20 protein-coding genes are annotated in these 22,293 nt (G+C 71.4%); 9 read left to right on the forward strand and 11 right to left on the reverse strand.

Annotation, left to right across the window (positions count from 1 at the left end):
• Positions 1-114 precede the first annotated feature (114 nt).
• From ACZ6S0_RS34960 to ACZ6S0_RS34970, 3 genes are all read left to right on the forward strand, one after another.
• A complete protein-coding gene (locus ACZ6S0_RS34960) occupies positions 115-468 on the forward strand; it encodes a hypothetical protein (protein ID WP_465923600.1) in 354 nt (117 codons plus the stop codon).
• A 192-nt stretch (positions 469-660) separates the two neighbouring features.
• Positions 661-2,964 (forward strand): M20/M25/M40 family metallo-hydrolase, encoded by a 2,304-nt coding sequence (locus ACZ6S0_RS34965; protein WP_465923601.1) that lies wholly within the window; start codon positions 661-663, stop codon positions 2,962-2,964.
• A gap of 79 nt (positions 2,965-3,043) precedes the next feature.
• The gene (locus ACZ6S0_RS34970; protein ID WP_465923602.1) at positions 3,044-5,851 is read left to right on the forward strand and encodes an AfsR/SARP family transcriptional regulator; all 2,808 of its coding nucleotides are present in this window, start codon (positions 3,044-3,046) and stop codon (positions 5,849-5,851) included.
• A gap of 58 nt (positions 5,852-5,909) precedes the next feature.
• On the opposite strand, the gene ACZ6S0_RS34975 is transcribed toward ACZ6S0_RS34970, so the two are convergent.
• Positions 5,910-7,328, reverse strand: coding sequence for an alpha/beta hydrolase family protein (locus ACZ6S0_RS34975; protein ID WP_465923603.1), 1,419 nt, complete (start codon positions 7,326-7,328; stop codon positions 5,910-5,912).
• 79 nt (positions 7,329-7,407) lie between these two features.
• On the opposite strand from ACZ6S0_RS34975, the gene ACZ6S0_RS34980 reads away from it, so the two are divergent.
• The gene (locus tag ACZ6S0_RS34980; RefSeq protein WP_465923604.1) at positions 7,408-7,968 is read left to right on the forward strand and encodes an ArsR/SmtB family transcription factor; all 561 of its coding nucleotides are present in this window, start codon (positions 7,408-7,410) and stop codon (positions 7,966-7,968) included.
• A 174-nt stretch (positions 7,969-8,142) separates the two neighbouring features.
• Here ACZ6S0_RS34980 and ACZ6S0_RS34985 read toward each other — a convergent pair whose 3' ends face one another.
• From ACZ6S0_RS34985 to ACZ6S0_RS35010, 6 genes are read right to left on the reverse strand one after another with little or no spacing between them, the layout of a single operon-like run.
• Positions 8,143-9,363 (reverse strand): cytochrome P450 family protein, encoded by a 1,221-nt coding sequence (locus ACZ6S0_RS34985; RefSeq protein WP_465923605.1) that lies wholly within the window; start codon positions 9,361-9,363, stop codon positions 8,143-8,145.
• Positions 9,267-10,592 carry a cytochrome P450 family protein gene (locus ACZ6S0_RS34990; protein WP_465923606.1) on the reverse strand — a complete coding sequence of 442 codons (1,326 nt, stop codon included), beginning with the start codon at positions 10,590-10,592 and terminating at the stop codon, positions 9,267-9,269. The genes ACZ6S0_RS34985 and ACZ6S0_RS34990 overlap by 97 nt, the downstream gene beginning before the upstream one ends.
• Positions 10,589-11,167: a GTP-binding protein gene (locus ACZ6S0_RS34995; RefSeq protein ID WP_465923607.1), complete on the reverse strand. Its 579-nt coding sequence runs from the start codon at positions 11,165-11,167 to the stop codon at positions 10,589-10,591. Before ACZ6S0_RS34995 ends, ACZ6S0_RS34990 begins: the two co-directional genes overlap by 4 nt.
• Positions 11,148-11,498: a DUF742 domain-containing protein gene (locus ACZ6S0_RS35000; protein ID WP_465923608.1), complete on the reverse strand. Its 351-nt coding sequence runs from the start codon at positions 11,496-11,498 to the stop codon at positions 11,148-11,150. Before ACZ6S0_RS35000 ends, ACZ6S0_RS34995 begins: the two co-directional genes overlap by 20 nt.
• Positions 11,495-11,902, reverse strand: coding sequence for a roadblock/LC7 domain-containing protein (locus ACZ6S0_RS35005; RefSeq protein ID WP_465923609.1), 408 nt, complete (start codon positions 11,900-11,902; stop codon positions 11,495-11,497). Before ACZ6S0_RS35005 ends, ACZ6S0_RS35000 begins: the two co-directional genes overlap by 4 nt.
• Before the next feature lie 55 nt (positions 11,903-11,957).
• Positions 11,958-13,517, reverse strand: a complete 1,560-nt coding sequence (locus ACZ6S0_RS35010; protein ID WP_465923610.1) for a histidine kinase — start codon at positions 13,515-13,517, stop codon at positions 11,958-11,960.
• A 493-nt stretch (positions 13,518-14,010) separates the two neighbouring features.
• On the opposite strand from ACZ6S0_RS35010, the gene ACZ6S0_RS35015 reads away from it, so the two are divergent.
• Both ACZ6S0_RS35015 and ACZ6S0_RS35020 read left to right on the forward strand, forming a co-directional pair.
• Positions 14,011-14,784, forward strand: a complete 774-nt coding sequence (locus tag ACZ6S0_RS35015; RefSeq protein WP_465923611.1) for an SDR family NAD(P)-dependent oxidoreductase — start codon at positions 14,011-14,013, stop codon at positions 14,782-14,784.
• Positions 14,785-14,812: 28 nt separating this feature from the next.
• The gene (locus ACZ6S0_RS35020; RefSeq protein WP_465923612.1) at positions 14,813-15,214 is read left to right on the forward strand and encodes a MerR family transcriptional regulator; all 402 of its coding nucleotides are present in this window, start codon (positions 14,813-14,815) and stop codon (positions 15,212-15,214) included.
• A gap of 50 nt (positions 15,215-15,264) precedes the next feature.
• Here ACZ6S0_RS35020 and ACZ6S0_RS35025 read toward each other — a convergent pair whose 3' ends face one another.
• Complete coding sequence (locus tag ACZ6S0_RS35025; protein ID WP_465923613.1) at positions 15,265-16,581, reverse strand: hemolysin family protein; 1,317 nt, start codon at positions 16,579-16,581, stop codon at positions 15,265-15,267.
• Between the two features lie 529 nt (positions 16,582-17,110).
• On the opposite strand from ACZ6S0_RS35025, the gene ACZ6S0_RS35030 reads away from it, so the two are divergent.
• Together ACZ6S0_RS35030 and ACZ6S0_RS35035 are read left to right on the forward strand one after the other, a co-directional pair.
• The gene (locus tag ACZ6S0_RS35030) at positions 17,111-18,556 is read left to right on the forward strand and encodes a serine/threonine-protein kinase (protein ID WP_465923614.1); all 1,446 of its coding nucleotides are present in this window, start codon (positions 17,111-17,113) and stop codon (positions 18,554-18,556) included.
• Positions 18,556-19,998: a serine/threonine protein kinase gene (locus tag ACZ6S0_RS35035; RefSeq protein ID WP_465923615.1), complete on the forward strand. Its 1,443-nt coding sequence runs from the start codon at positions 18,556-18,558 to the stop codon at positions 19,996-19,998. The genes ACZ6S0_RS35030 and ACZ6S0_RS35035 overlap by 1 nt, the downstream gene beginning before the upstream one ends.
• Positions 19,999-20,062: 64 nt before the next feature.
• Here ACZ6S0_RS35035 and ACZ6S0_RS35040 read toward each other — a convergent pair whose 3' ends face one another.
• The 3 genes from ACZ6S0_RS35040 to ACZ6S0_RS35050 all read right to left on the reverse strand — a co-directional run bounded on the left by ACZ6S0_RS35040 (position 20,063) and on the right by ACZ6S0_RS35050 (position 21,540).
• A complete protein-coding gene (locus tag ACZ6S0_RS35040; RefSeq protein WP_465923616.1) occupies positions 20,063-20,275 on the reverse strand; it encodes a DUF397 domain-containing protein in 213 nt (70 codons plus the stop codon).
• 231 nt (positions 20,276-20,506) lie between these two features.
• Positions 20,507-20,722, reverse strand: a complete 216-nt coding sequence (locus ACZ6S0_RS35045) for a DUF397 domain-containing protein (RefSeq protein WP_465923617.1) — start codon at positions 20,720-20,722, stop codon at positions 20,507-20,509.
• Complete coding sequence (locus ACZ6S0_RS35050; protein ID WP_465923618.1) at positions 20,710-21,540, reverse strand: helix-turn-helix domain-containing protein; 831 nt, start codon at positions 21,538-21,540, stop codon at positions 20,710-20,712. The genes ACZ6S0_RS35045 and ACZ6S0_RS35050 overlap by 13 nt, the downstream gene beginning before the upstream one ends.
• A gap of 235 nt (positions 21,541-21,775) precedes the next feature.
• Between ACZ6S0_RS35050 and ACZ6S0_RS35055 the strand changes: the two genes are divergently transcribed.
• Positions 21,776-22,255, forward strand: coding sequence for an ATP-binding protein (locus ACZ6S0_RS35055; RefSeq protein WP_465923619.1), 480 nt, complete (start codon positions 21,776-21,778; stop codon positions 22,253-22,255).
• Positions 22,256-22,293: the final 38 nt, after the last annotated feature.

Genomic DNA, 22,293 nt, shown 5'->3' on the forward strand with positions numbered 1-22,293 from the left:
ATATCCAATCAGCAAATCGCATCAATCATGGCACGCCTCCCACGAGCGCGACCTACGCTGAGGGAAACCTCTTCGCTCGGGAGGCGCGGATTGGACCCCAGTATCGTTCCCACGTTGGCAGCGGTCATCTCCGCGATAATCGGCGGCGCCGCGGGCGAGGCCGGCAAGGGCGCCTGGACCTCCCTGACCACGCTCGTCCGCCGCCGCTTCGGCGACGACGGCACCGTCACCGCCGCCATCGAACGCGCGGAAACGCGGCCTGCGGAGGAGACCGCGCACATCATCGCGAACTACGCCGCGGATGACCCCGCATTCGCGGAGGAGCTCCAGCGCTGGAGCGCCGAGTCCGCACGCCTCGTCCAGAGCAAGCACGACGTGTCGAACACCATCAGCGGCGACGCCCGCATCACCGGCCCGGTGCTCCAGACGGGCGACGTCTTCGGCTCCATCAACCTCGGCAACCCGTAGCCCACAGCTCATACTCGGTGCGGCGGCGGTCGAGTGATTCGGCAGCCGGGCACCAGCTTTTGAGTTCGGGGAAATACGCGAAATCGGCTTCGTCCCGTACGTCGTGGCGGGCGTACCTGAGGAAAACCGCAGGAGAGTTCGGGCGCGCGCTTCATTCCGGCGGCCGGGCCGGCGAACCTAGCGTTTCCCGGCATGACCGGAAAGTTGTTCGACGTCCCGCGCCGCGCGCTCGCGGGAACGTCGGCCCTGCTCGCACTGGCCGCCGTCATCCTGCTGACCGCCATGGCCAACAGCACGATGCAGGCGCTGCCCGCCTCGGCCCCGGCCACGGAGTTCAGCGCCGGGCGGGCGCTGGAACACCTCCGGCGCTTCGCCACCGAGCCCCGCCCGATCGGCAGCCCGGCCGCCGAGCGGGCCAGGGACTACCTGGCCGGCCGTATGCGCGCGGCAGGGCTCGACGTACAGGTGCAGCGGGCCGTGGGCGCGGGCTCCTCGGCGGGACTGGCCTCGTTCGGGCGGGTCGACAACGTCGTGGCCACCCGGCCCGGCACCGACCCGACCGGAACGGTGGTGATCGCCGCACACTACGACTCCGCCGCGATGGGACCCGGCGCCTCGGACGACGCGGCGGCGGTCGCGGCGATGCTGGAGACCGTACGGGCTCTGGGGGACACCGAACTGCGCAATGACCTGGTGTTCCTGATGACCGACGGCGAGGAGGACGGCGTGCTCGGCGCCGAGGCGTTCGTCAGGGAGCACCCGCTGGGCGGCACCGGCGGCGTGCTGCTGAACTGGGAGGCGCGTGGCGTCAGCGGGCCGTCGCTGATGTTCGAGACGTCGCCGGACAACGCCGGGCTGGTCGAGACGTTCGCCAGGGCCGTGCCGTACCCGCGGGGCGACTCCATGATGGTCGAGCTCTACCGCCTGCTGCCGAACAACACCGACTTCACCCCGATGACCGAGGCCGGGTTCACCGGCATGAACTTCGCCTACCTCCAGGAGTCCTCGCGCTATCACACCGCCGACGACTCCCTCGACCACCTCGACCCGGGCAGCCTCCAGCACCACGGCGCCAACATGCTGGCCCTGGCCCGCGAACTCGGCGGCGCCGACCTGCCCGCGCTGGCCGCCGACCACGACGTCACCTACTTCCGGGCCTTCGGAGCCATGGTCGTGTACCCGAACGGGCTGGTCTGGCCGGTGGCGGCGCTCGCCGTGGCGGCGGTCCTGGGGCTGGCGCTGCTCGCCCGCCGGAGGAGACGGGCGAGCCTGCCCAGGATCGCGGCCGGCGCGCTGTCGGCGATCGTGCCGATCGTGCTGGCGGTGGTCCTCGCCCAAGGGCTGTGGGAGTTCCTGGTCGCCGTGCGGCCCGGCTACGACTGGATGGGCGGCCTGCTGCACCGGCCGGAGGCATACCGCGCGGCCGTCGCCGCGCTGGCCGGACTGGCGGTGCTGGGGTGGTACCTGGCGCTGCGGCGCAGGGTCGGGCCCGCCGCGCTGGCCGTCGGCGCGCTGGTCTGGCCCGCGGTGCTGGGCGTCGTGTGTGCGGGGACCGCGCCGGGCGCCTCGTTCATGTTCGCGTGGCCCGCGTTGCTGGCCGCGCTCGGCGGAGTGGCCGCGCTCCTGCTGCGCGGGGCGGTCTGGCGGGTGACGGCCATGACGGCCGGTCTGTCCGGCGCGGCGATCCTGCTGCCCAGCCTGGCCCTGATGGCGTTCGACGGCATGGGGCTGGCGCTGGGCGGGGTGAGCGCCATCGCGCTGGCCCTCTTCGGGCTGGTGGCGCTGCCGGTCGTGGAGGTGTGGCTGCCGGAGGGCAGGGCGGGCCGTCCCGTGGCGCTGGGCGTGCCGCTGGTGGCGGCCGGGCTCGCGGTGGCGCTGGTGGCCGATGGGCTGGCGCTCGACGGCTTCGACGCGGCGAACCCGGGGCGTACGCACCTGGCGTACGTGATGGACGCCGACTCCAGGACGGCGAGCTGGGTCAGCGCCGACCTCGACCCGTCCCCCTGGACCAGCCGGTACGTCTCCGGCCACGACACCCGATCCCTGCCACCCGGCTACGCCCGCGGCACCCTGTGGACGGGTCGCGCACCGGCGGTCCAGGCCACCGGGCCCAAGGTCACCGTGCTGTCGAAGCAGGGTGACGCGTACCGGCTGCGCGTGACCGCGGGCAAGGGCGCCCGCTCGATCACGCTGCGGGTGGAACGCCCGATCGCCGGGGCGAGCGCCGAGGCCGACGGGATGCGGACGGTGACCGTACCCGTCACCGGCGTCCGCGCCAACACCTGGCCCGGCGAGGTCCGCTTCCGCGGGTTGCCGGAGCGCGGGGCCGTGATCACGCTGCGGGTGCCGGGGACGGGCGGGTTCCGGCTGACCGCGATCTCCGAGAGCGACGGCCTGTCGGCGGTGCCCGGCTTCGAGGCCCGGCCGCCGGGACTGGTGGCCGCGACCCGGGAGGACGGCGATCTCGTGGCGGTCACCCGTACCTATCGGCTCTGAACGGGGACCGGGTTTCCGGCGGGCGGGTTCGTTAGACTTCTACGCCTCCGCAGGACAAGAGAATGGGAGCGCGCTCGCGGTGGGCGTCGAGATCAAGATCTTGGGTTCGGTAGAGGTCACGGCCGACGGTGCCGTGGTGAAGCTGGCGGGAGCGCGGCGGTTGGGCGTGCTGTCCAGGCTGGCGCTGAGCGTCGGACAGCCGGTCGCCTCCGAGCGGGTGGTCGCCGACGTGTGGGGCAGCAGTTCGGTGTCCACCGTGGACAAGCAGCTCCACATCGTGGTCTCCAAACTGCGAGAGGCGCTGCCGGGCGGGGTCATCGCCACGGTGCCCGGCGGCTACCGGCTCGACCTGCCGCCGGAGAGCGTGGACGCCCACCGGTTCTCCCGCCTGGTCCGGCGGGCGCGCGCCGTCCGTGACCCCGGCACCGCGATCGACCTGTACGAGCAGGCGCTGGAGTTGTGGCGCGGGGAGGCGCTCGAGGGCAGAACCGAGACATGGGCGCAGATCGAGGCGGCACGGCTGGAGCAGGAACGCCTCACGACGCTGGAGGACCTCGTCGACCTGCGCCTGTCCGCCGGTGACCACCAAGCCGTGCTGGGTGCGCTGACCGCGCACGTGGAGGCCCATCCCTTACGGGAACGCCCTCGGGCGCAGTTGATGCTGGCGCTCTACCGCGCGGCCCGGCCCGCCGAAGCGCTGGAGGTCTACCAGGAGGCGCGCCGCACCATGGTGGACGAGCTGGGCATCGAACCGGGGGTCGAGCTGCAGCGGCTGCAGCACGCGATCCTGGCCGGGGATCCCGCGCTCGACCTGGCCGCCGGTCCCGGCCTCGCCTCCGCCAAGCGCGTGATCCCCGCCGAACTCCCGCCCGACACACCCGCCTTCACCGCGCGCTCGGCCGAACTCGCCTGGCTCGACCAAGTGCTCACCGGCACCGCGCCGGTCTCGCCGGCGATCGCCGCGATCGACGGCCCCGGCGGAATCGGCAAGTCCGCCCTGGCGATCCATGCCGCGCACGCGGTCGCCGACCGGTTCCCCGACGGCGTGCTCTACGTCGATCTGCACGGTGCGTCGGCGGGCATCCCGCCGGGGGCTCCGATCCAGGTGCTCGGCCGGCTGCTGCGGTCGCTGGGCGTCGACGGCTCCGCCGTGCCCACCACCGTGGAGGAGGCGTCCGCCCTCTACCGTTCGCTCACCGCCACTCGTACCCTGCTGATTCTGCTCGACAACGCCCAGGACGCCGGCCAGGTCCGCCCGCTCGTCCCCGCCGGACCCACCTGCGCCGTCGTCGTCACCAGCCGCCGGCCCCTCGTCCTGCTGAACGGCGCAGAACACCGCCACCTGACCGGCCTCGACCACCGCGACGCCACCGCGTTGCTGGCCCGCATCACCGGCCCCGAACGCGTCCATGCCGAGCCGTCCGCCGCCGACCGGATCGTCGCGCTTTGCGGCGGCCTGCCGCTCGCCCTGCGCATCGCGGCCGCCCGGCTGGCCGCGCGCCCCGACTGGACCCTCACCTACCTCGCAGGAAGGCTCGCGGTCGCCACCGGCCGTCTGGACGTCCTGCAATATGCCGACCTGGCCGTCCGTACCGCCATCGCCGTCAGCCACCACCACCTGCGAGAGGAACCCACGGGGCGCGACGCCTCCCACCTGTTCACCCTTCTCGGGCTGCTCGACACGCCCACCCACACCCCGGCAGCCGCCGCCGCCCTGGCCGACTGGCCCGATCACCGGGCAGAAGCCGCCCTGGACCGTCTGCTGGACGCCCGTCTCCTCGAATCGGCCGGCCTCGGCCGCTATCGGATACACGACCTCGTCCGCCTCTACGCCCGCGAGCAGGCCGCCCTCGACTGCCCAGAAGACGAACGCCGCACCGCCGTCCGCCGCGCGCTCCACCACTACCTGTCCAGCGCCAAGTCCGCCAGCCTCCTGCTCGACCCGTCGTCGGCCCAGGCCCTGGCCGACTACGACGGCGACCGTCCCGGGGTCGCGCTCGCCACCGCCCAGGAGGCCCGCGCCTGGACGGACCAGGAGCGCGACAACCTGCTCGCCGCCGCCCACCAGGCCACGGCCGTCCACGATGATCCGGTGACCGCGATCGGCCTGGCCTGCGCTCTCAACTGGCCCTTCGTCACGCTGTACCTGAACCGGGAACTGGTCGACCTGCACACCCGCGTCCTCGAGATCGCCGTCGCGTCCGGCGACTTCGCCGCCCAAGGGCTGGAGCACCACCTCCTCGGCACCCGATACCTGGCCATGGGCCAGTTCTCCGTCTCGGCCGAACATCACGAGCAGGCACTCATCTGCTGGAAACGGGCCGACCGGCCGCGGCGCATGATGTCGGCCTACAACGGCCTCGGCATCACCTACGCCCAGTTGGAGCGGTACGACGAGGCGCTCGCCGCCATGGAGAACGGCCGGGCCCTCGCCGAAGCCGCCGCGCTACCGGACTTCCAGGCCATCTTCCTCTGCAACCGTGCGGTGATCTACGGCAAGGTGGGCCGACTGGCCGACGCGATCGCGACGGCGCAGGCCAGCTTGGCCCTGTGGGCCGAGTTGGACAACCCGTTCAGGGAGGGGATCACCTTTGACGCCCTGGCGGACGCCCACCGCAGGGCGGGGCAGCTCGACGAGGCCGAGTCCGCGTACCGGACGGCCATCAGGCTCCAGGAGCAGGCCGACTACCACCTCGGGACGGCCACCTCCCTGTGGGGCCTCGGCCGCACCTACCACGACCAGGGCAGGAGCGACGAGGCGTGGACGTGCTGGCGGCGCTCGCTCGGCATCCTGCGCGAGGTCGAACTGCTGACCCAGGACGAGGTGGACCACCACCTGTCCCAGCCCGTGCCCGACACCCCCGGCCCGATCACGAACGTCCTGTGAGCCCGCGCGGGCTCGCCCAGGTCCGGCCGGTGGATGTGGGTCTTGGGTGGGCGGCGGCTCAGGGAAGCAGCAGCCCCCAGTACAGCGCCCACGGCACGAACACCACGCCGCCGGCGACCAGGAGCCCGAGCCGGGTCTTCTCGCCACGGGTGGCGACTCGCCGTAGCCGTCCCACCGTGACGAGGGTGGCCACGGAGGTGGCGATCGCGACGGCCTGGAGCAGGAGCCAGACGACCGGCCTGCCCGCCAGCAGCGGCCCGGGGGCGGCCAGCTTCACGCCCGTCATGATCACGTAGAACAGGTACGCGAACCCGCCCAGCAGCACCGTGAGCCCGCCGGCGCTGACCAGCCGGGCCGCCCTCAACGGCGCCACCTCCACCCGGGTACGCCTGACCCGCCGGACCAGGGCCACCACGGGATACGCCCCGAACGCCACCAGCAACAGCACCATCGCCGCGAGCTGCATCCCCGCCGACTCCCACCACGCGGTGGGCGGCACCTCCACGGAGTCGTCGGCCTGCACCGGCTCGGGCCCCGAGACCTGGGCCGCGGGAGCCTGCCCCGAGGTCGCCCGGCCCACCCACGTCCCGACCAGCTCCGCGTACCCGGGGGCCAGCTCGGGCAGCCGGGTGACGCCGTCGTCGGGCGTCTGGTGGGCGGCGTGGTCGGCCTCGGCGAAGAACTGGAACGTGTACTGGCGGTTCCCGCCCGCCTCGAGCGCCCTGGCCATGATCGGGGGCGTCTCCCTGGGCGGCGTCAGCAGGTCGTGCACGCCCCAGATCGAGAGCACGGGCTGACGTACGCGCGCGAGGACCGACTCGGAGTCGTGGTACGGCTCGGGGAACATCCCGCCGTCCGCGATCACCCGATACAGCGTGGGCTCGGCCCGGTCCACCAGCGACCCGCTGACGCCCGCCTTCCGCAGCCCCGCCGCCACCGCCCACGACTGCTGCCGCAGCGGGTCAATGGCGTTGGCGCCGACGAGGATGACGAAGGAGATGTGGCTGGTTCGGGAGGCGGCGATCGGCGCCACCCATCCGCCCTCGCTGAGCCCCCAGATGCCGACCTTGCCGGGATCGACCCCCGGCTGTCGCCGCAGCGTCTCGACGGCGCCCAGAGCGTCGTCGGCGAGTTGCGCGTACGACCGTTTGAACGTGGAGTAGCCCTCGGACCGCTTGTCGTAGATGAGCACCGACATGCCCTGCCGCGCGAAGGCGACGGCCTCGCCCAGCAGCTTCTCCCGTGGCGTCCCGGTGCCCGCGCCGTGCACCAGCACGACTCCGGCGCGCCCGTCGTCGGCTCCGGCCGGGCTGATCACGCTGCCATGCAGCAGCAGGTTTCCGCTGCCGCGGAAGCTCACCTCTGCCGAGGTCAGGTCACCTGGCAGGCCGGGCGGCGCGCCGGACGACACGGCGGCGGAGGCGGGGCCCGCGAACAAGATTGACGCGGCGGCGACGGCCGCGAGGATTCTCTTCACATTGCCGAGACTACTCTGCAGAGAAACGTCGGCAAAGAGATGTCTGCAGATCTGGTCCTGAAGGACTAGCCTGATCGCCATGAAGGATGACGAGCCGTTCGTGCTCGACGACCCGGACCGGCTCAAGGCCCTGGCCCACCCGATGCGCCGCCGGATGCTCACTCACCTCAACGTGCACGGCCCCGCCACCTCCACCACCCTCGGCGAACTGCTCGGCGCGAAGACCGGCACGACCAGCTACCACCTGCGCCAACTCGAGAAGTACGGCTTCATCGAGGAGATCCCCGAGCGCTCGACGGGACGCGAACGCTGGTGGCGCCGCGCCGCGATCCCCCGCGACATGCGCCTGCCGACCCCCGACCAGGTGGCGCCCGAGGACCGGGCGGTGCTGGAGGAGTTTCACCGGGTCGGTTACGAGGAGGACCGCGTCCTGTTCGAACGCTTCCCCGCCGCCTATCGGGCCGACCCCGGCTGGGCGAAGGGCTCGCGCGGGCTGGCCCGCGTCACCAAGGACGACCTCGACGCCTTCTACAACGAGTACATCGCCCTGCTCCTGCGCTACAGCCGCCCCGCCGCCGAGGCCCCGCCGGACGCCCGCCCCGTCTACATCCGCCTCTTCACCCTGCCCGCCGACGAGTAAGCAGCCCCGGTGTCGGCGTCGGCGAGTCGCTGCGACCAACCAGGGGACGCTGGATCCGGCGGGGAAGTCGCGCCCTTGCGACCCCCCCTTCCGTCATGAGAAAGGAGGGTCGCGTTCGGGCCGTCCGGCGGCACGGGGTGCACGCCCTTCGGGCGCGTCCGTGCCGTCCGTGTGTCAGCGGTGCAGGAGGATCGGCAGGGGGTTCCAGCCGTGCGCGATGAAGGACGGGACGTGCGTCGGCTCCGTCCCCTCCCCCGCCGGCCGGAGGTCGGGGAACCGGGCGAACAGCGCGGGCAGGGCGGTCAGCGCCTCCTGGCGGGCGAGCGGAGCCCCGATGCAGCGGTGCACGCCGATGCCGAAGGCCAGGTGCTCCTCGTGAGCCTGCGTCGGGTCGAACCGGTCGGCGTCCTGACCGTGCTGGTCCGGGTCGTGACCGGCCGCCAGGTAGCTGGTGATGATCGCGTCGCCCGCCTCGATCCGCACACCGCCGATCTCGATCGGCTCGATGGCGAAGCGCAACGGCAGGTTGGCGATCGACGGCGCCCAGCGCAGCGTCTCCTCGACCACCGCCTCCCAGGAGATCTCGCCCGCCAGGACGCTCCGAAGGTGGTCCGGATGGGTGAGCAGGGCGTGCACGGCGTTGCCGATCAGGTTGACGGTGGTCTCGTGCCCGGCCGCGATGAGGAGCAGCAGGGTGTCACGCAGTTCGTCGTCGCTGAGCGAGTCGCCGCTGTCACGGACGTTGATCAGCTCGGTGGTCAGGTCGTCGCCCGGGTGCTCGCGCTTGTAGGCGACCAGGGCCGGCAGCACGGTGCCGATCTGGACCGCCGTGGCCGCCGCCTCCTCCGGAGTGGCCGTGGTGTCCATGATGGCCTCCATGATCTGGGCCATCTCCGTCTGCATGTGCGCGGGGACCCCGAACAGCTCGCAGATCACCCGCATCGGCAGCGGATGGGCGTACGCGCTGCGCAGGTCGACGACCTGGCCGGGCGGCAGCGCGGCCATGGCCTCCAGCAGCTCGGAGACGAGTTCCTCGATGATGGGCTGCATGGCCTTCGTACGGCGCGCGGTGAAGCTGGGTGCGATCAGCTTGCGCAGCCGCCGGTGCTCGTCGCCGTAGGCGCTGAGCATGTTGGACACCCCGATCCAGGTCAGGATCCAGGTCCAGCTCGGCTCGGCGACCGCCTGCGGCAGCAGCCGCCAGTGCCGCTTGTCCTTGCTCACCTGCGGATCGAGGATGAGCTGCTTGAGCAGGTCGTGCCGGGTGACGGCCCAGGCCGGGATGCCTCCTGGCAGCTCTACGAGGACCAGGGGGCCGAGGTCGCGTAGCCGGCGGACCTCACCGGCGAGATCGGCTCCGAAGGGGTCGAGGACGACGGGGGCTGTACTGCCCAAGGGGATTCTCCTGGCTGATCGGGGCGGATGGGGGTGAATCGCACCGGCAGGTGAGCCAGCGCACGGTGGAACGGGCCGGGCCGCCACACCAGTTCGTCGCGCGGCACGGTCAGTTCGAGGTCGCAAAGATGAGAGGTCAGGCGCTCGATCGCGGTCATGGCGATGAGCACCGCCGGGTCGCTGGCCGGGCAGCGGTGCGCCCCCGCGCCGAAGCCCAGGTACGCACCACCGTCGGAACGCAGCTCGTCGGGCACGTCGGCCGGCTCGGTGTTCGCCGCGGCGTAGGAGACGAGGACCAGCTCGGCCGGCTGGATCCAGGTGCCGTGGAAGTGCACGGGCTGGCGCACGAAGTACGGGCCGTAGTTGGACATGGCCGGCTCGGCGCGCAGGGCTTCCATCAGGGCGTCGTACGTGCTGAGCGCGCCGTTGGTGAGCGAGCTGTAGTAGCGGTCGTCGCTGACCATCCTGGAGATGGTGTTGGAGATCAGGTTGGCCGTGGGCTCGTAGCTGGCGGCGACCACGAGCACGATGGTCTGGGCCAGCTCCTCGGGCTGCAGCCCGGCGGGATGGTCGATGAACCAGGAGGTCAGGTCGTCGCCGCGCTCGGCGTACTTGCCCTGGATCAGCTCGCCGATGTAGCGGCCGAACGCCTCGCTCCCCCGCGCGCCCCGCTCGCCGTCGGCCTCCATCAGGTCCGCCAGCGCCTCGGTCAGGCCGGCGCTGTCGGCGTCGGGCCGCCCGAAGAGCAGGTTGAAGATGCGGGCGGGAATGAGCCGGGCGAAGTCGGCGACCAGGTCGGCCTCGCCCTCTGCGGCGAACCGGCTGATGAGCGAGTCCGTCACCTCGGTCACCAGGTGGCGCAGCTTGTGCGGCTGGATCTGATGGAAGCAGTCGGAGATCGCCTTGCGGTAGCGGGCGTGGTCGGCCCCGTCGGAGAACAGCGCGTTCGGGCGGTGGCCGAGCATCGCGATCATCCCCGCGGCCTCGGGGGTGTCGGGGAGCCGGGCCTGCCAGGCGGTGGGGTTCTTGCTCCAGACGCCGCCGGCGTTGGTGAGCACGTCCACGGCGGCCTGGTAGCCGATCACCAGGTGGGCCTCGATGCCCGGAGCGATCTCCACGGGCGCTACCGCGCCGTGCCGCCGGCGCAGTGTCTCGTAGATCGCCTGCGGGTCCCTCGCGTACTCGGCTCCGTACAGGCGCCCGGCGTCGGGCAGGTAGCGCAGGGTCATGACAGCACCAGTTCTCTGATGTGCTCCACCAGCGCGATCAGCGCGGCGCGGGCGGAGGCGGGGTCTCGGGCGTCGCACACCACCAGCGGCGTGCGCAGGTCCAGGTCGAGCGCCTTGCGCAGGACGTCCGGCGGATAGTCCGGGGAGTCGGGGAAGTGGTTGACGGCCACCGCGTAGCGGATGCCGGCGTTCTCCACCAGGTCGAGGACGGCGAAGCTGTCGTCGATGCGGCGGGTGTCGGCCAGCACCAGCACCCCCAGGGCGCCGCGGACCAGCTCGTTCCACAGCACCTGGAACCGGGTCTGTCCGGGCGCCCCGAACAGGTAGAGCACCACGCCGGGCAGGGTGAGACGGCCGAAGTCGATGGCGGTGGTCGTGGTCGTCTTCTCGTTCACGCCGGTGAGGTCGTCGACCAGCGTGCCCGCCTGGGTGAGCACCTCTTCGGTGTTGAGCGGCCTGATCTCCGAGAGCGCGTCCACGATGGTCGTCTTGCCCACGCCGAACGGCCCCGCGATGACCAGCTTGACCGGGATGTGTTCGGCACTGATTCGGCTGTCAGAGTGCGCGGAGGCCACTGAGCACCAACTCCAAGATCTCAATGTCGGGCATGTCGACGACCGGCGGATCGCGGGTCAGCAACGTCCCGCCGCCGACCAGCCCGGCGACCAGTAACCGGACCACGCAGTACGGCAGGCCCAGGTGCGCGGCGCACTCGTACACCGATAACGGCCCGTCCTGCAGCAGGGCCAGCAGATGCGACGCCGGCGGGTCCAGCCCGTTGGTGGCGGCGTCGGGCGCGATGTAGACCAGGGTCGTCCGCTCGACGTTGATGTGCTCGGGCACGGTCACCCTCGCGGCGGCCATGTAGTCAGGGACGACCCGCCGCCGCTGCCGTCCGGACATCATGCCCGGGAGCCCGGGACCCTGGCCGCGCTCGCCTCGTCGAGAGCTTTGATCAGCTTCTGCACCTGGAGCTGCACCTCGTAGGCCAGAGAGCCGATGTTGACCGCTCCCGTCGCCGCGACCACGAGGGCGGCGCGGTCGCCGGCCGGGGCGATGTAGTAGTAGCCGCTCCCCGCGGAGATGACGATGTCCACCACCTCGCCGTCCACGCCGTCGCTGAGGCCGTCGCACAGAGCGCGGGCGGCCCCCAGCACAGAGCTCGTCATGGCGGCGGAACGCTCGCCGGTCTCGACGGTCAGGTCGGCCGAGCCGCCGAGGATGAGCCCGTCACGGCTCAGCACCACCCCGCGGGCGACACCGGGCAGGGCCAGCAGGGGCGACAGGACCCAGGACACGTCGAGGGCCAACGGACGACCCTTGGTCTGAACACGGCCGGAAGCGCTGCGAGAGTCCATGGAGCAGTCAGTTCCCTTCGGTGAAGTCATGCTGCTGGGGCGGGAGCGCCTCGCGGCGACCCGCTTCGGCTCCGACCTGGAAGTCTCCCCACCGCTTCTGAGCCTCCTCCGGGGTGGTGAGTATCTTGCGGGCCGGGGCGTCGGAGCCGCCCGAGCCGGCGGAACTCCTGGCGGGCCAGGATCCGGAGGCGGCACCCGGCGACTGGCGGCGGCGCTGCGGCAGTGCCGCCAGGTCCTCGGCCGAGGCCCGCCGCTGTTCGGGCGTGGCCGGGCGCTCCTGGTGGAACGCGGGCGCGGGGTCGGGGCGTACGGAGGGGGGCACCTGCTCCGAGCGCGAGGCCGTCACAGGCTGCGGCCGGTAGGCCCCGGCGCCGGCCGGCGCGGCGGCGCGGACCGGCTCGGGCGCCAGCACCGACGGCCTGCTGTGCTCCGGCATCTCCACCAGCAGGGCGGTGGGAATGCTCAGCACGGCCTGGACGCCGCCGAAGGCGCTCTTCTTGACCGTCGCCTGCATGCCGTAGTGCGCGACCTGGCGGCCGATGGCGGCCCACCCGGTGCGGGGCGGGTTGCCCAGGTCGACCAGGCGGACCGGGTGGGTGCCGTTCAGGAGCTGGGTCGCCCGGGCGTACTGGTCCTCGTTGAGGCCGACGCCGGCGTCGTCGATGACGATGGCGGCGCCGTTGTTGGTCTCGTGCACGGCGACGGTCACCTTGAGCGTGCCGTGGGAGTGGTGGACCGCGTTCGCCAGCAGCTCGGCGGTGGTGAACAGGATCGACTCCGCGGCGCGGGCGGCGACCCCGATCCGGCGGCGCAGGTGGTTGGCCGGGCCCTCGATGCGCAGCTCGAAGTTCTCCACCCGGGAGATGGCGCCCACCACGAGGTCCACCAGATAGGTGTCGTCGCGCGACAGGCCGGTGGTGGCGCCGCAGGCGATGCCGGTGACCTGCACGCGGCGGATGATCAGTTCGTTGAACATGTCGAGCCCCAGTACTTCGCGCAGCAGTGCCGTGTGTTCGTCGCCGCTGTAGCGCTGCTGCAGGTCGGCGAGCAGGTCCTGGGCGCGCAGCGCCTGGGTCTGGACCCGGGACATCGCTCCCCGCACGACCGCCTGGGCCGCTTCGTCGATGCGCTCGCCCTCGTCACGCACGCCGCGGGCGAACGCGTCGAGGATGGCGCGGTGCTGCTGGTCGACGTCCGTGCCGGCGAGCGTCTGGTTCTGCACGCCGGGCACGATCACGTGCGGGGCGCGCAGGTGGGACAGCAGGGCGGGGATGCGCTTCGAGATCAGGTGCTCGGTCTCGGCGCGTACGAGGTCCTGCTGGGCGCGGGCCTCGTGCAGCACCTTCACGCCGTCATGGGCCTGGCGCTCGGCCTGCACCAGCCGCTGGCTCCTGGCGCTGGTCTCGCGGGTCAGGTGCTCCTGCGCCTGACGGGCCTGCACGAGCTGCCCGCGGAGCTGGGCGAGGTGCCGACGTGTGCGCAGGTGGAGGATCACCCCGCCCGCGAGCGCTAGGACGAGTACGGCGAAGGCGATCACTATCGGGACGCTGAAGGAGTCTGGCGGCATGACAGTCCTGGGGTCGGAGGGCCGGCGGGAAAAAGTCGACCGCCGAAGGGCCTGTGCTAGCGGCGCGGGTCGTTCTCGCGCGGCGGCCGGGTGGTGGGACCGCGTGCCGCGCGCTCTTCCACGTGGCCGGCACGACTGCGCGCCTGGTGCGGCTCTGCCCGTGGGGTGGCAAGGCCAAGCAACATTGGCATCCTCGGTCTCACTGGAACGACGGCCTGACGGAAGATCCAGTATTCCGGCTATGTCACGTTAGTCAACCGTGAGTGAGGTCGCCAGTGCGCTCGGCGTCATCTCTTGTCGAAATGTCAAGATCGATGAGAACAACCGGTCAGTTGGTGTTCGGGTAACGAACGATGAGGGAGTCTCCGTGAGCGTACGGCTCGATGTCCCTGTGCCGGCCGGCTCCTGAGGACCGGGGCCCCGTGGTTGACCCTGACGCCCGGGTCAGCCTTTAGCGTCGCGTTCGCTCACCTGGACGACAGAGAGGACGCTCATGGGCGACATTCCGGGCAGCCTGGAAGGCAAGGGCGTGGTCATCACCGGAGGCGGCACGGGGATCGGCCGCGCCACGGCGCACCGGTTCGCCGCCGAGGGCGCGCAGGTGCTCGTGGTCGGCCGTACCGCCGCCCGACTGGAGGAGACCGCCGCCGCGCACCCCTCGATCAGTACCTTCGCCGCGGACGGCGCGGCGGCCGACGGGCCCGAACGGATCGTCGAGGCGGCGCTGCGGCGGCTGGGCCGGATCGATGCCCTGGTCAACAATGCCGCGATCACGCGACCGGCCGCGCTCGGGACGATCGACCGCCGCATAGCGGAAGAGGAGATCGCCACCAACCTCCTCGCTCCGGTCTTCCTCGCCCAGGCCGCCCTGCCGCACCTGGCCGCCACGAGGGGGACGATCGTGAACGTGTCCTCCAATCCGCCCTGGTACGCCTGGCCGGGCAGCTCGGTCTACGGTTCGACCAAGGTCGCCCTCGACTTCCTGACGGCCACCTGGGCGGTCGAGCTCGCGCCCAAGGGCGTGCGGGTCGTGTCGGTGGCGCCCGGCATCACCGCCACGCCCGTGATGGAGCACGCCGGGTTCACCCAGGAGCAGATCGCCGCGCTGGGCGAGGGGCTCGTCGAACGCATCCCGCTCGGCCGCATCGCCCAGCCCGGCGAGATCGCCTGGTGGATCGTGAACGTGGTGCGGCCCGAGGCCGGCTACCTGACCGGCACGGTGATCCGGGTCGACGGCGGTCTCTCCGTGGCGGCAGGGCGCACGTAAACCGGGGCCCACGGCATAGGCTGGGGCGGTGCTGATCGGGGAGCTGGCGCGAGCGAGCGGCGTCACCGTCCGGGCCCTGCGCTATTACGAGCAGCAGGGCCTGCTCCAGCCGGAGCGTACCTCCAACGGCTACCGGCGCTACGACGGCGGCGCGGTGACCAGGGTCCGCAACATCCAGCTCCTGCTGTCGCACGGCTTCACCGCCCACGACCTCCGGGGCTTCCTGCCCTGCCTGGAAGATGGCGAAGTCTCGCTGGGGCCGGCGTGCCCGCCCAGTGTGGAGGCGGTGGGCAGAAAGGTCGCGGCGCTGGAGGAGCGGATCGCCGAGCTGAGCGCCGTACGCGACCGGCTCGTACGGGCCCTGGCCGACAGCGCGCCGCCGCGGCAACCCGGCGTCGTCGCTCGCCACCCCGCCTACACCCGCCATTGAGGACAGGGGGGCGCCGTTGGCGGCGGCCCCCTGTCCGAGTGTTCGACGGGTCAGCTCTGCTGCTCGGCGGGCAGCGCGGGCTCGTCCGCGGCCGGGGCCGTGACGGGCCGGATGCGGATTCCGGTGATGGCGTGCCGCTCCACCGCGATGATCTCCAGCTCCCAGCCGTCCACGGAGACCCGGTCGCCGGGCCCGCTCGGCACCCGGCCCAGCAGCGCGAGGGCGAGACCGGCGACCGTCGTGTAGTCGCCCTCAGGGCGGTTCTCCAGCTCGACGTCCAGATCGGGCAGGTCGTGCACGGGGAAGCCGCCGGGCAGGAGCATGCTGCCGTCGGGATCGCGCAGGACGCTCACGACGTCGCGGTCGGTCTCGTCGTAGATCTCGCCGACGACCTCCTCCAGCAGGTCCTCCAGGGTGACGATGCCGTCGGCCACGCCGTGCTCGTCGATGACGAGAGCGAACTGCTGGCGTTCGGCCTTGAAGCGGCGCAGCGCGTCGGAGACGAGCAGGCTGTCGGGCAGCAGGAGCGGCGGGCGGGCCACGTCGGCGGCGGTGCGGGCGGCCTCGTCGGTGAGGAGGTCACGCAGGTTGGCGACGCCGATCGCGTCGTCGAGGCCACCGCCGCGCACGACGGGCGCGCGGGAGTGACCGGAGGCGGCCAGCAGGTGGCGGGCCTGGTCGGCGGGGGTGTCGGCGTCGAGGGTGAAGACGTCGCGGCGGGAGACGAGGACCTCGCGCAGGACCCGTTCGGTGATCTCGACCGCGCCCGAGATGATCATCCGCTGCTCGGCGGTGAAGCCGCGGTGGGTGGCGACCAGGTCACGGATCTCCTCGGGGCTGATCTCCTCGCGGTGCAGGTTCGGATCCCCGCCCATCAGCCGTACGGCCACGTCGGTGGACTTGGCCAGGGCCCACACCACCGGCCGGGACAGCGTGGCGATCATGCTCAGCGGGCGGGCCATGAGCAGCGCCCACGTCTCGGCGCGCTGCATGGCGACGCGCTTGGGCGCCAGCTCGCCGAAGACCAGCGTCAGGAACGTCAGCACGATCGTCACCACGATGATCGCGACCGGGCCCGCCGCGTCGCCCAGGAAGCCGAGCACCGGGACCAGCGGCTCGGACAGGGTGACCGCCGCCGTGGCGGAGGCCAGGAAGCCGGACAGGGTGATGACGAGCTGGATGGTGGCCAGGAACTGGTTCGGGTCCCTGGCCAGGCGCACCACGAGGCGCCCGCCCGAGCTGTGCCGCTCCAGCCTGCGCATCTGGCCCTCGCGTAGCGAGATCAGTGCCAGCTCACTACCGGCGAACACCGCGTTGAGGAGAACGAGGACCAAGACGAGGGCGAGCTGAAACCAATAGCCGTCCACGGCAGAAGGGCTCCTTGCGAAGAGTTCCGGCCCACGACGGCCGGTGAGGGATGTGCGTCAGCCGGCCGGGCGGATGCGCGACCGGCTTCGATCCGCCGGCCCAGGAAGGGCGGACGGGAGCGGCGGCCATGCGGTGACCTGCCGCGAGTGCGGGATCGGCGGGCGTACGACGGCCTGCCGCCGCGGTGGGCGCCTGTCAGAGGTGAAGGACGGGACGCGGAGGCCGGTCCGTGAAGGTGAAGCGCCGGGACCTGGCCCGGCCTGGTACTGCACTCCTCCACGAGGGTTCGCTGCTCCGCTTCCTCTATCCGACGGCACCGTCATCGCGACCAACGATCGGCCCTCGGGCAATGTTCCCAACTCCGCACAGACGGTGCCGTTCCACCGCGCCGGGCGGCCGGTGGCGACCCGGCGCGAGCGGCGTCGAGCGCTGGCAGGCAGCCACGTTTACCGATATAGACGACAAATCCTTTCTATGGTCGCTAAAGTGCTGAGGTCCATCGCACCCACCCCTGGAGCCACACCCGTCATGCCGAACGTCGAACCGCTCCGGCAGGGCGATCCATCGGCGGTCGGCGCGTACCGGCTGATCGGGCGGCTGGGCCAGGGCGGGCAGGGCGTCGTCTACCTCGGCCAGGCGGGTGACGGCCGGCCGGTGGCGGTCAAGGTGCTGCGGACCAGGGACGAACGGCTGGCCAAGGAGATCGACGCCGCGCGCCGGGTCGAGCCGTTCTGCATCGCCCAGGTGCTGGACGCCTCGCTGGACGGCGTGCCGTACATCGTCACCGAATACGTCCAGGGCCCCTCGCTCCAGCAGGCGGGCCGCCACCAGGGCGCCGACCTGCAGCGGCTGGCGATCGCCACGGCCACCGCGCTGGCCGCCATCCACCAGGCGGGCATCGTCCACCGGGACTTCAAGCCCGGCAACGTGCTCCTCGGCCCGGACGGCCCTCGGGTCATCGACTTCGGCATCGCCCGCGCGATGGACCAGGCCCGGACGAACACCAGCAGCATCGTCGGCACCCCCGCCTACATGGCGCCAGAGCAACTCGCCGGCGAGCAGGTCGGCCCGGCGGCCGACGTGTTCGCCTGGGCGTCGGTGGTCGCCTTCGCCGCCACGGGGTCGCCGCCGTTCGGCGATGACTCGTTACCCGCGGTGATCAACCGCATCCTGCACCACGAACCCCAGCTCCCCGACCTCCCGCAGCCGCTGCGCGGCATCGCCCTGGAGTGCCTGGCCAAGAATCCGGCCGATCGGCCCACGATGCAGGACGTGATGTTACGCCTGCTGGGCGGCGAGGCGGCGGCGACCGGCGTACCCGGGCCGAGGACCGCCTCGCGCCGCCGGCGTCCCGCGTCGGGCCGGGGCAAGGCGCTGGCGGCCACGGCCGGAGCGGTCGCCATCGCCGCGATCGCCACCACCGCGGCGGTCGCGATGTCCCCCGGCGGCCCGGCCCCGACCCCGTCCGCGCTGGCCCAGCCGGTCACCACGAACCCCGGGGCAAAGGACCTCTCCACGGCCAAGCCCAAGACCAAGAAGCCGTCGACGCGCCGACCGGCCGAGGAGTCCGCCACCCGGCGACCGTCGGACGAGCCCACGACCCAACGGCCCACCCCGACACCGACGGCCGGCAAGCCGACCGTCAAACCCACGCCCAAGCCCGCGGCCAAGCCGAACATCCGGATCCTGTCGGTGGAGGCGATGGGGAACAAGCACCCGCCCTCCGACTGCAACTACGGCGCCACGTTGATCAAGGCGGTGGTGGAAGGGCCGCCGGGCATCGACTTCACCTACTCCTGGGTCCTGGACGGCAAGGTCAAGGCGACCTCGCAGTGGGCCACCCGTGAAAGCGCCACTGAGCTACCGCAGTACGGCCCCATCACGGAGCTGGGGACACACCGGGTCGTGCTCCGCATCACCTCCCCCGTCAGCGTCCAGGGCAGCGTCTCCTTCGAGAGCTGCGACGACGACTGATGGATCCCCTGGCTCCGGGAGATCCGGAATTCGTGGGCCGGTACCGGCTCGTGGCCCGGCTGGGCGAGGGCGGCCAGGGCGTGGTCTACCTGGGCCAGGCCCCGGACGGGCGGCGGGTGGCGGTCAAGGTGCTGCGCGCCGGGGACGAACGGCTGGCCAAGGAGATCGACGCCGCGCGCCGGGTCGAGCCGTTCTGCATCGCCCAGGTGCTGGACGCCTCGCTCGGCGGCATGCCGTACATCGTCACCGAGTACATCGAAGGCCCCTCGCTCCAGCAGGCGGGCCGGCACTCGGGTGGCGACCTGCAGCGGCTGGCGGTGGCCACGGCGACCGCGCTGGCCGCCATCCACCGCGCCGGCGTGGTGCACCGGGACTTCAAGCCCGGCAACGTACTGCTCGGACCGGGCGGGCCGCGCGTGATCGACTTCGGCATCGCCCGTGCCACCGACACCTCGCTCACCGTCACCAGCAGCGTCGTCGGCACCCCCGCCTACCTGGCACCAGAACAGCTCGCCGGTGCGCCGGTGGGGCCGGCGGTGGACGTGTTCGCGTGGGCCGGGGTGATCGTCTTCGCCGCGACGGGCACCCCGCCGTTCGGCGCCGACGCCATGCCCGCGGTGATCAAGCGGGTGCTGAACGACGAGCCGTACGTGGGCGACCTGGCTCCCCCGCTGCGCGAGATCGTGCTCGACTGCCTGGCCAAGGACCCGGCCGAGCGGCCCGGCATGGAGGAGGTCCTGCTCCGCCTGCTGGGCGGCGCGCCACCCACGCGACCGGGGCGGCGGAACAGGACCCAGCCCGTACGGCGGCGCGGCAGGCGCCTGCCGGTGCTGCCGATCGTCGCGGGCGCCACGGTCGTGACCTTGGCCGGTGGCGCGGTGGTGTGGTGGTGGCCGCCCTCGACAGCACAAACCATCACAGCTCACCCGAACTCCTCCCTGACCTCGACGCCCACCCCAACCCCGACACCGACTCCCGCACCGACGAAGAAGAAGACCAAGCAGCCGAGCCCCGTCACCACGTCGAAGTCACCCCCGACAGCCGAGTCCGAGCCGACGACGAAGTCCCCCGCCCAGACCACGGCCGCCCCCAGACCCACGCGGACCACCGCCAAGCCCAAGACCGGCGGCGGCGGCGGAATCAGCGTGTCGCTCCACATGCAGGGCGCCGAACTGGACCAGGGGTGCTGGAGCAGCGGCACCTCCGTCTACGCCGTGCTCAAGCCCACCGGCGGGTCCGTCGAATACACCTACCGGTGGATCATCAACGGCATCGACAAGGGGCGCAGCCCCTCGCTTCCGCTGAACTCGACGCTGAAGCACTACCTGCCCCAGGGCTTGGACTCACCGAGCCGGAACCAGATCGTCTTCAAGCTGCTGACCCCGCAGCAGGTGCAGCGATCGGTGTCCTTCGAGATCTGCCCGCCCTTCACCACCCAATGAGCCGCTGAGCCCGGCGGGCCCTGGGCCGGTGACCAGAACCCACCGCGGCTCGATGCGGTCGAGATCAGAAGTCGAATTCGCCCTTCTTGGCACCGTCAATGAACGCGGCCCAGACCGATGCCGAGACGACGTAGGGGGCCTGGCCGGGGGCTTCGGTGTCACGGATGCCGACCCGGCCTCCGGGTAGGGGCGCCACTTCAAGGCAGTTGCCGTTGTCGCCAGAGCGGTTGGCCTTACGCCAGTCAGCGCGGTCCAGATCCTCGTTGGTCACTTCCATCGCTTGGCATTCTCCTCGATCAACTGGAGGGAAGCCCTTCGGGGCAGGGCGTCACCGTGCAGCATCTCATATCTCGACTTGGTTTCCAGGAACCCAGTTCAAAGCCTTCCGACCAAGACCACGCGTGACGAGAGCGAACGTCTCGGGCGAAGACCGCCGCTCGGCCCGGCGGGCATACGGTGGGCCCTGCGTCGGTGACCAGAACCCACCGCGGCTCGACGCGGGTCGAGATCAGAAGTCGAATTCGCCCTTCTTGGCGCCGTCAATGAACGCGGCCCAGACCGAGGACGAGACAACGTAGGCGGGCAGGTCGGGGCGCTCCGAGTCGCGCAGGCCCACGCGCCCGTCACGCAAGTGCGCCACTTCGATGCAGTCGCCGCTGTCGCCAGAGCGGGTGGCCTTGCGCCATTCGGCGGACTTGAGGAGTTCGTTGGTCAGTTTGTCCATTTGTCTGCCATCTCCCTAATCAGTTGCAGCGAGGCACGCCGGGGCAGGGCCTCGTTGTGCAACGTCTCATACTTCAACCTGACCTCCCGGACTCGCCCGCTGTCAGCGGTGATCTGACCCATGGTGATCGACTCCAGATAGGCCATGTCGGGCATCCCCGGTCCACCGGCGAGGATGAATGCTCCCTGCAGGCCGGTCGTCAGCCAGGAGTTGTGCGGGAGCACGCGGATGTTGATGCGGGGATGTTCGTCCAGTGCGGCCAACCGTGCCATCTGTTCGGCCATCACCGCCTCACTGCCGGTCGGTCGAGTAAGGACGCCCTCGTCCAGTATCGCCCATAGCGTAGGCCCAACTTCGCGATGCAGAACATGCTGGCGCTCCATGCGTGCGGCGACGTTCTGCTCGACCTCCTCCTCCGTGATGGCGGGTTTGCCACGGAAGATGGCTCGCGCGTATGCCGGTGTCTGGAGGAGACCAGGGACGATCAGCGGCTGCCAGGTGCGGAGGATGTCCGCCTGCCGTTCGATCTCCGCTAGCTGAGCCAGCCAGATCGGCCAATGCGAGGCGTGTTCGACGGTCTCGCGCCAGCGGGCCAGCAGGCCGCCGTCAGCTCCGAGTGCGGTGTCGGCGGCGTGGGCGAAGTCTTCGTCGGCCGGGCGCTCGCCGCGTTCGACCATGCTGATCTTCGAGATTGACCAGCCGAGCATGGCGGCAAGTTCCTTTTGCCGCCTACCGGAGGCTATACGGTATTCGCGGAGATAAGTACCAAATTCCGCTCTGGGCGTTTTAAGGGCAGGTTCCGGCTCGGTGTTTTGCAAGGGGAATGCCTCCTTCCCGTTGGCACACGAGAAATGCACGCGACATGTGTATTAGCACACTTGGTTCGTGCCTGGGAAGTGCTTTGCAATACATCTCTCCGACAGGAGTTTTCTGGGATGGTCTTCTTCAGGCCGGCTCGACGTTTTTCCGTCGGTTACACAAATGGTTGATCGCGCGTGCGCAGGCCATTCTCGTACTTCACCAAAACGGCACGGCTATAGCGAGGTGGATTCGGTGACCTACATTTCTCCCGCCGGGCTCCAGGCCATCGGGACCATCCAGCTCGCGCGTAGCGACCGGGCTCCCTACCTGGCTCGGCAAGCGGTCGGTGTTTGGCTGGAGCCCGAGCATCCGGCCAGGGAGATCGTGGTCCTGGCGGTGTCAGAGCTGGTCACCAACGCGGTGCGGTACGCCGACACCGGCTCCGGTGGCGACCCGGAGGCGATCACGCTCGAACTGGGCCAGGGGCCCGGCTACCTGCGGCTGGCGGTGACCGATCCAGGATCGGCCTGCTCGACGCCGTCACGGATCCCGCTCCAGGCGCCGAGTCCGCACGCCGAGCGGGGCCGAGGGCTGGCGATCGTGGCGGCCCTGTCACGCGACCGATGGGGCAGCCACCGAGTGCCCCCGGACGGGCTCCGCCTGGTGTGGTGCCATCTCGACCTCGACCCGAGCCCGGCGCGACTGGAGGAGCTGTTCCGCTCCCCCATCTGACCGGCCTGCCGTTCGTGCCCCCTCACGTACGCATGAGC

This window comes from Nonomuraea sp. NPDC051298, assembly GCF_055586305.1.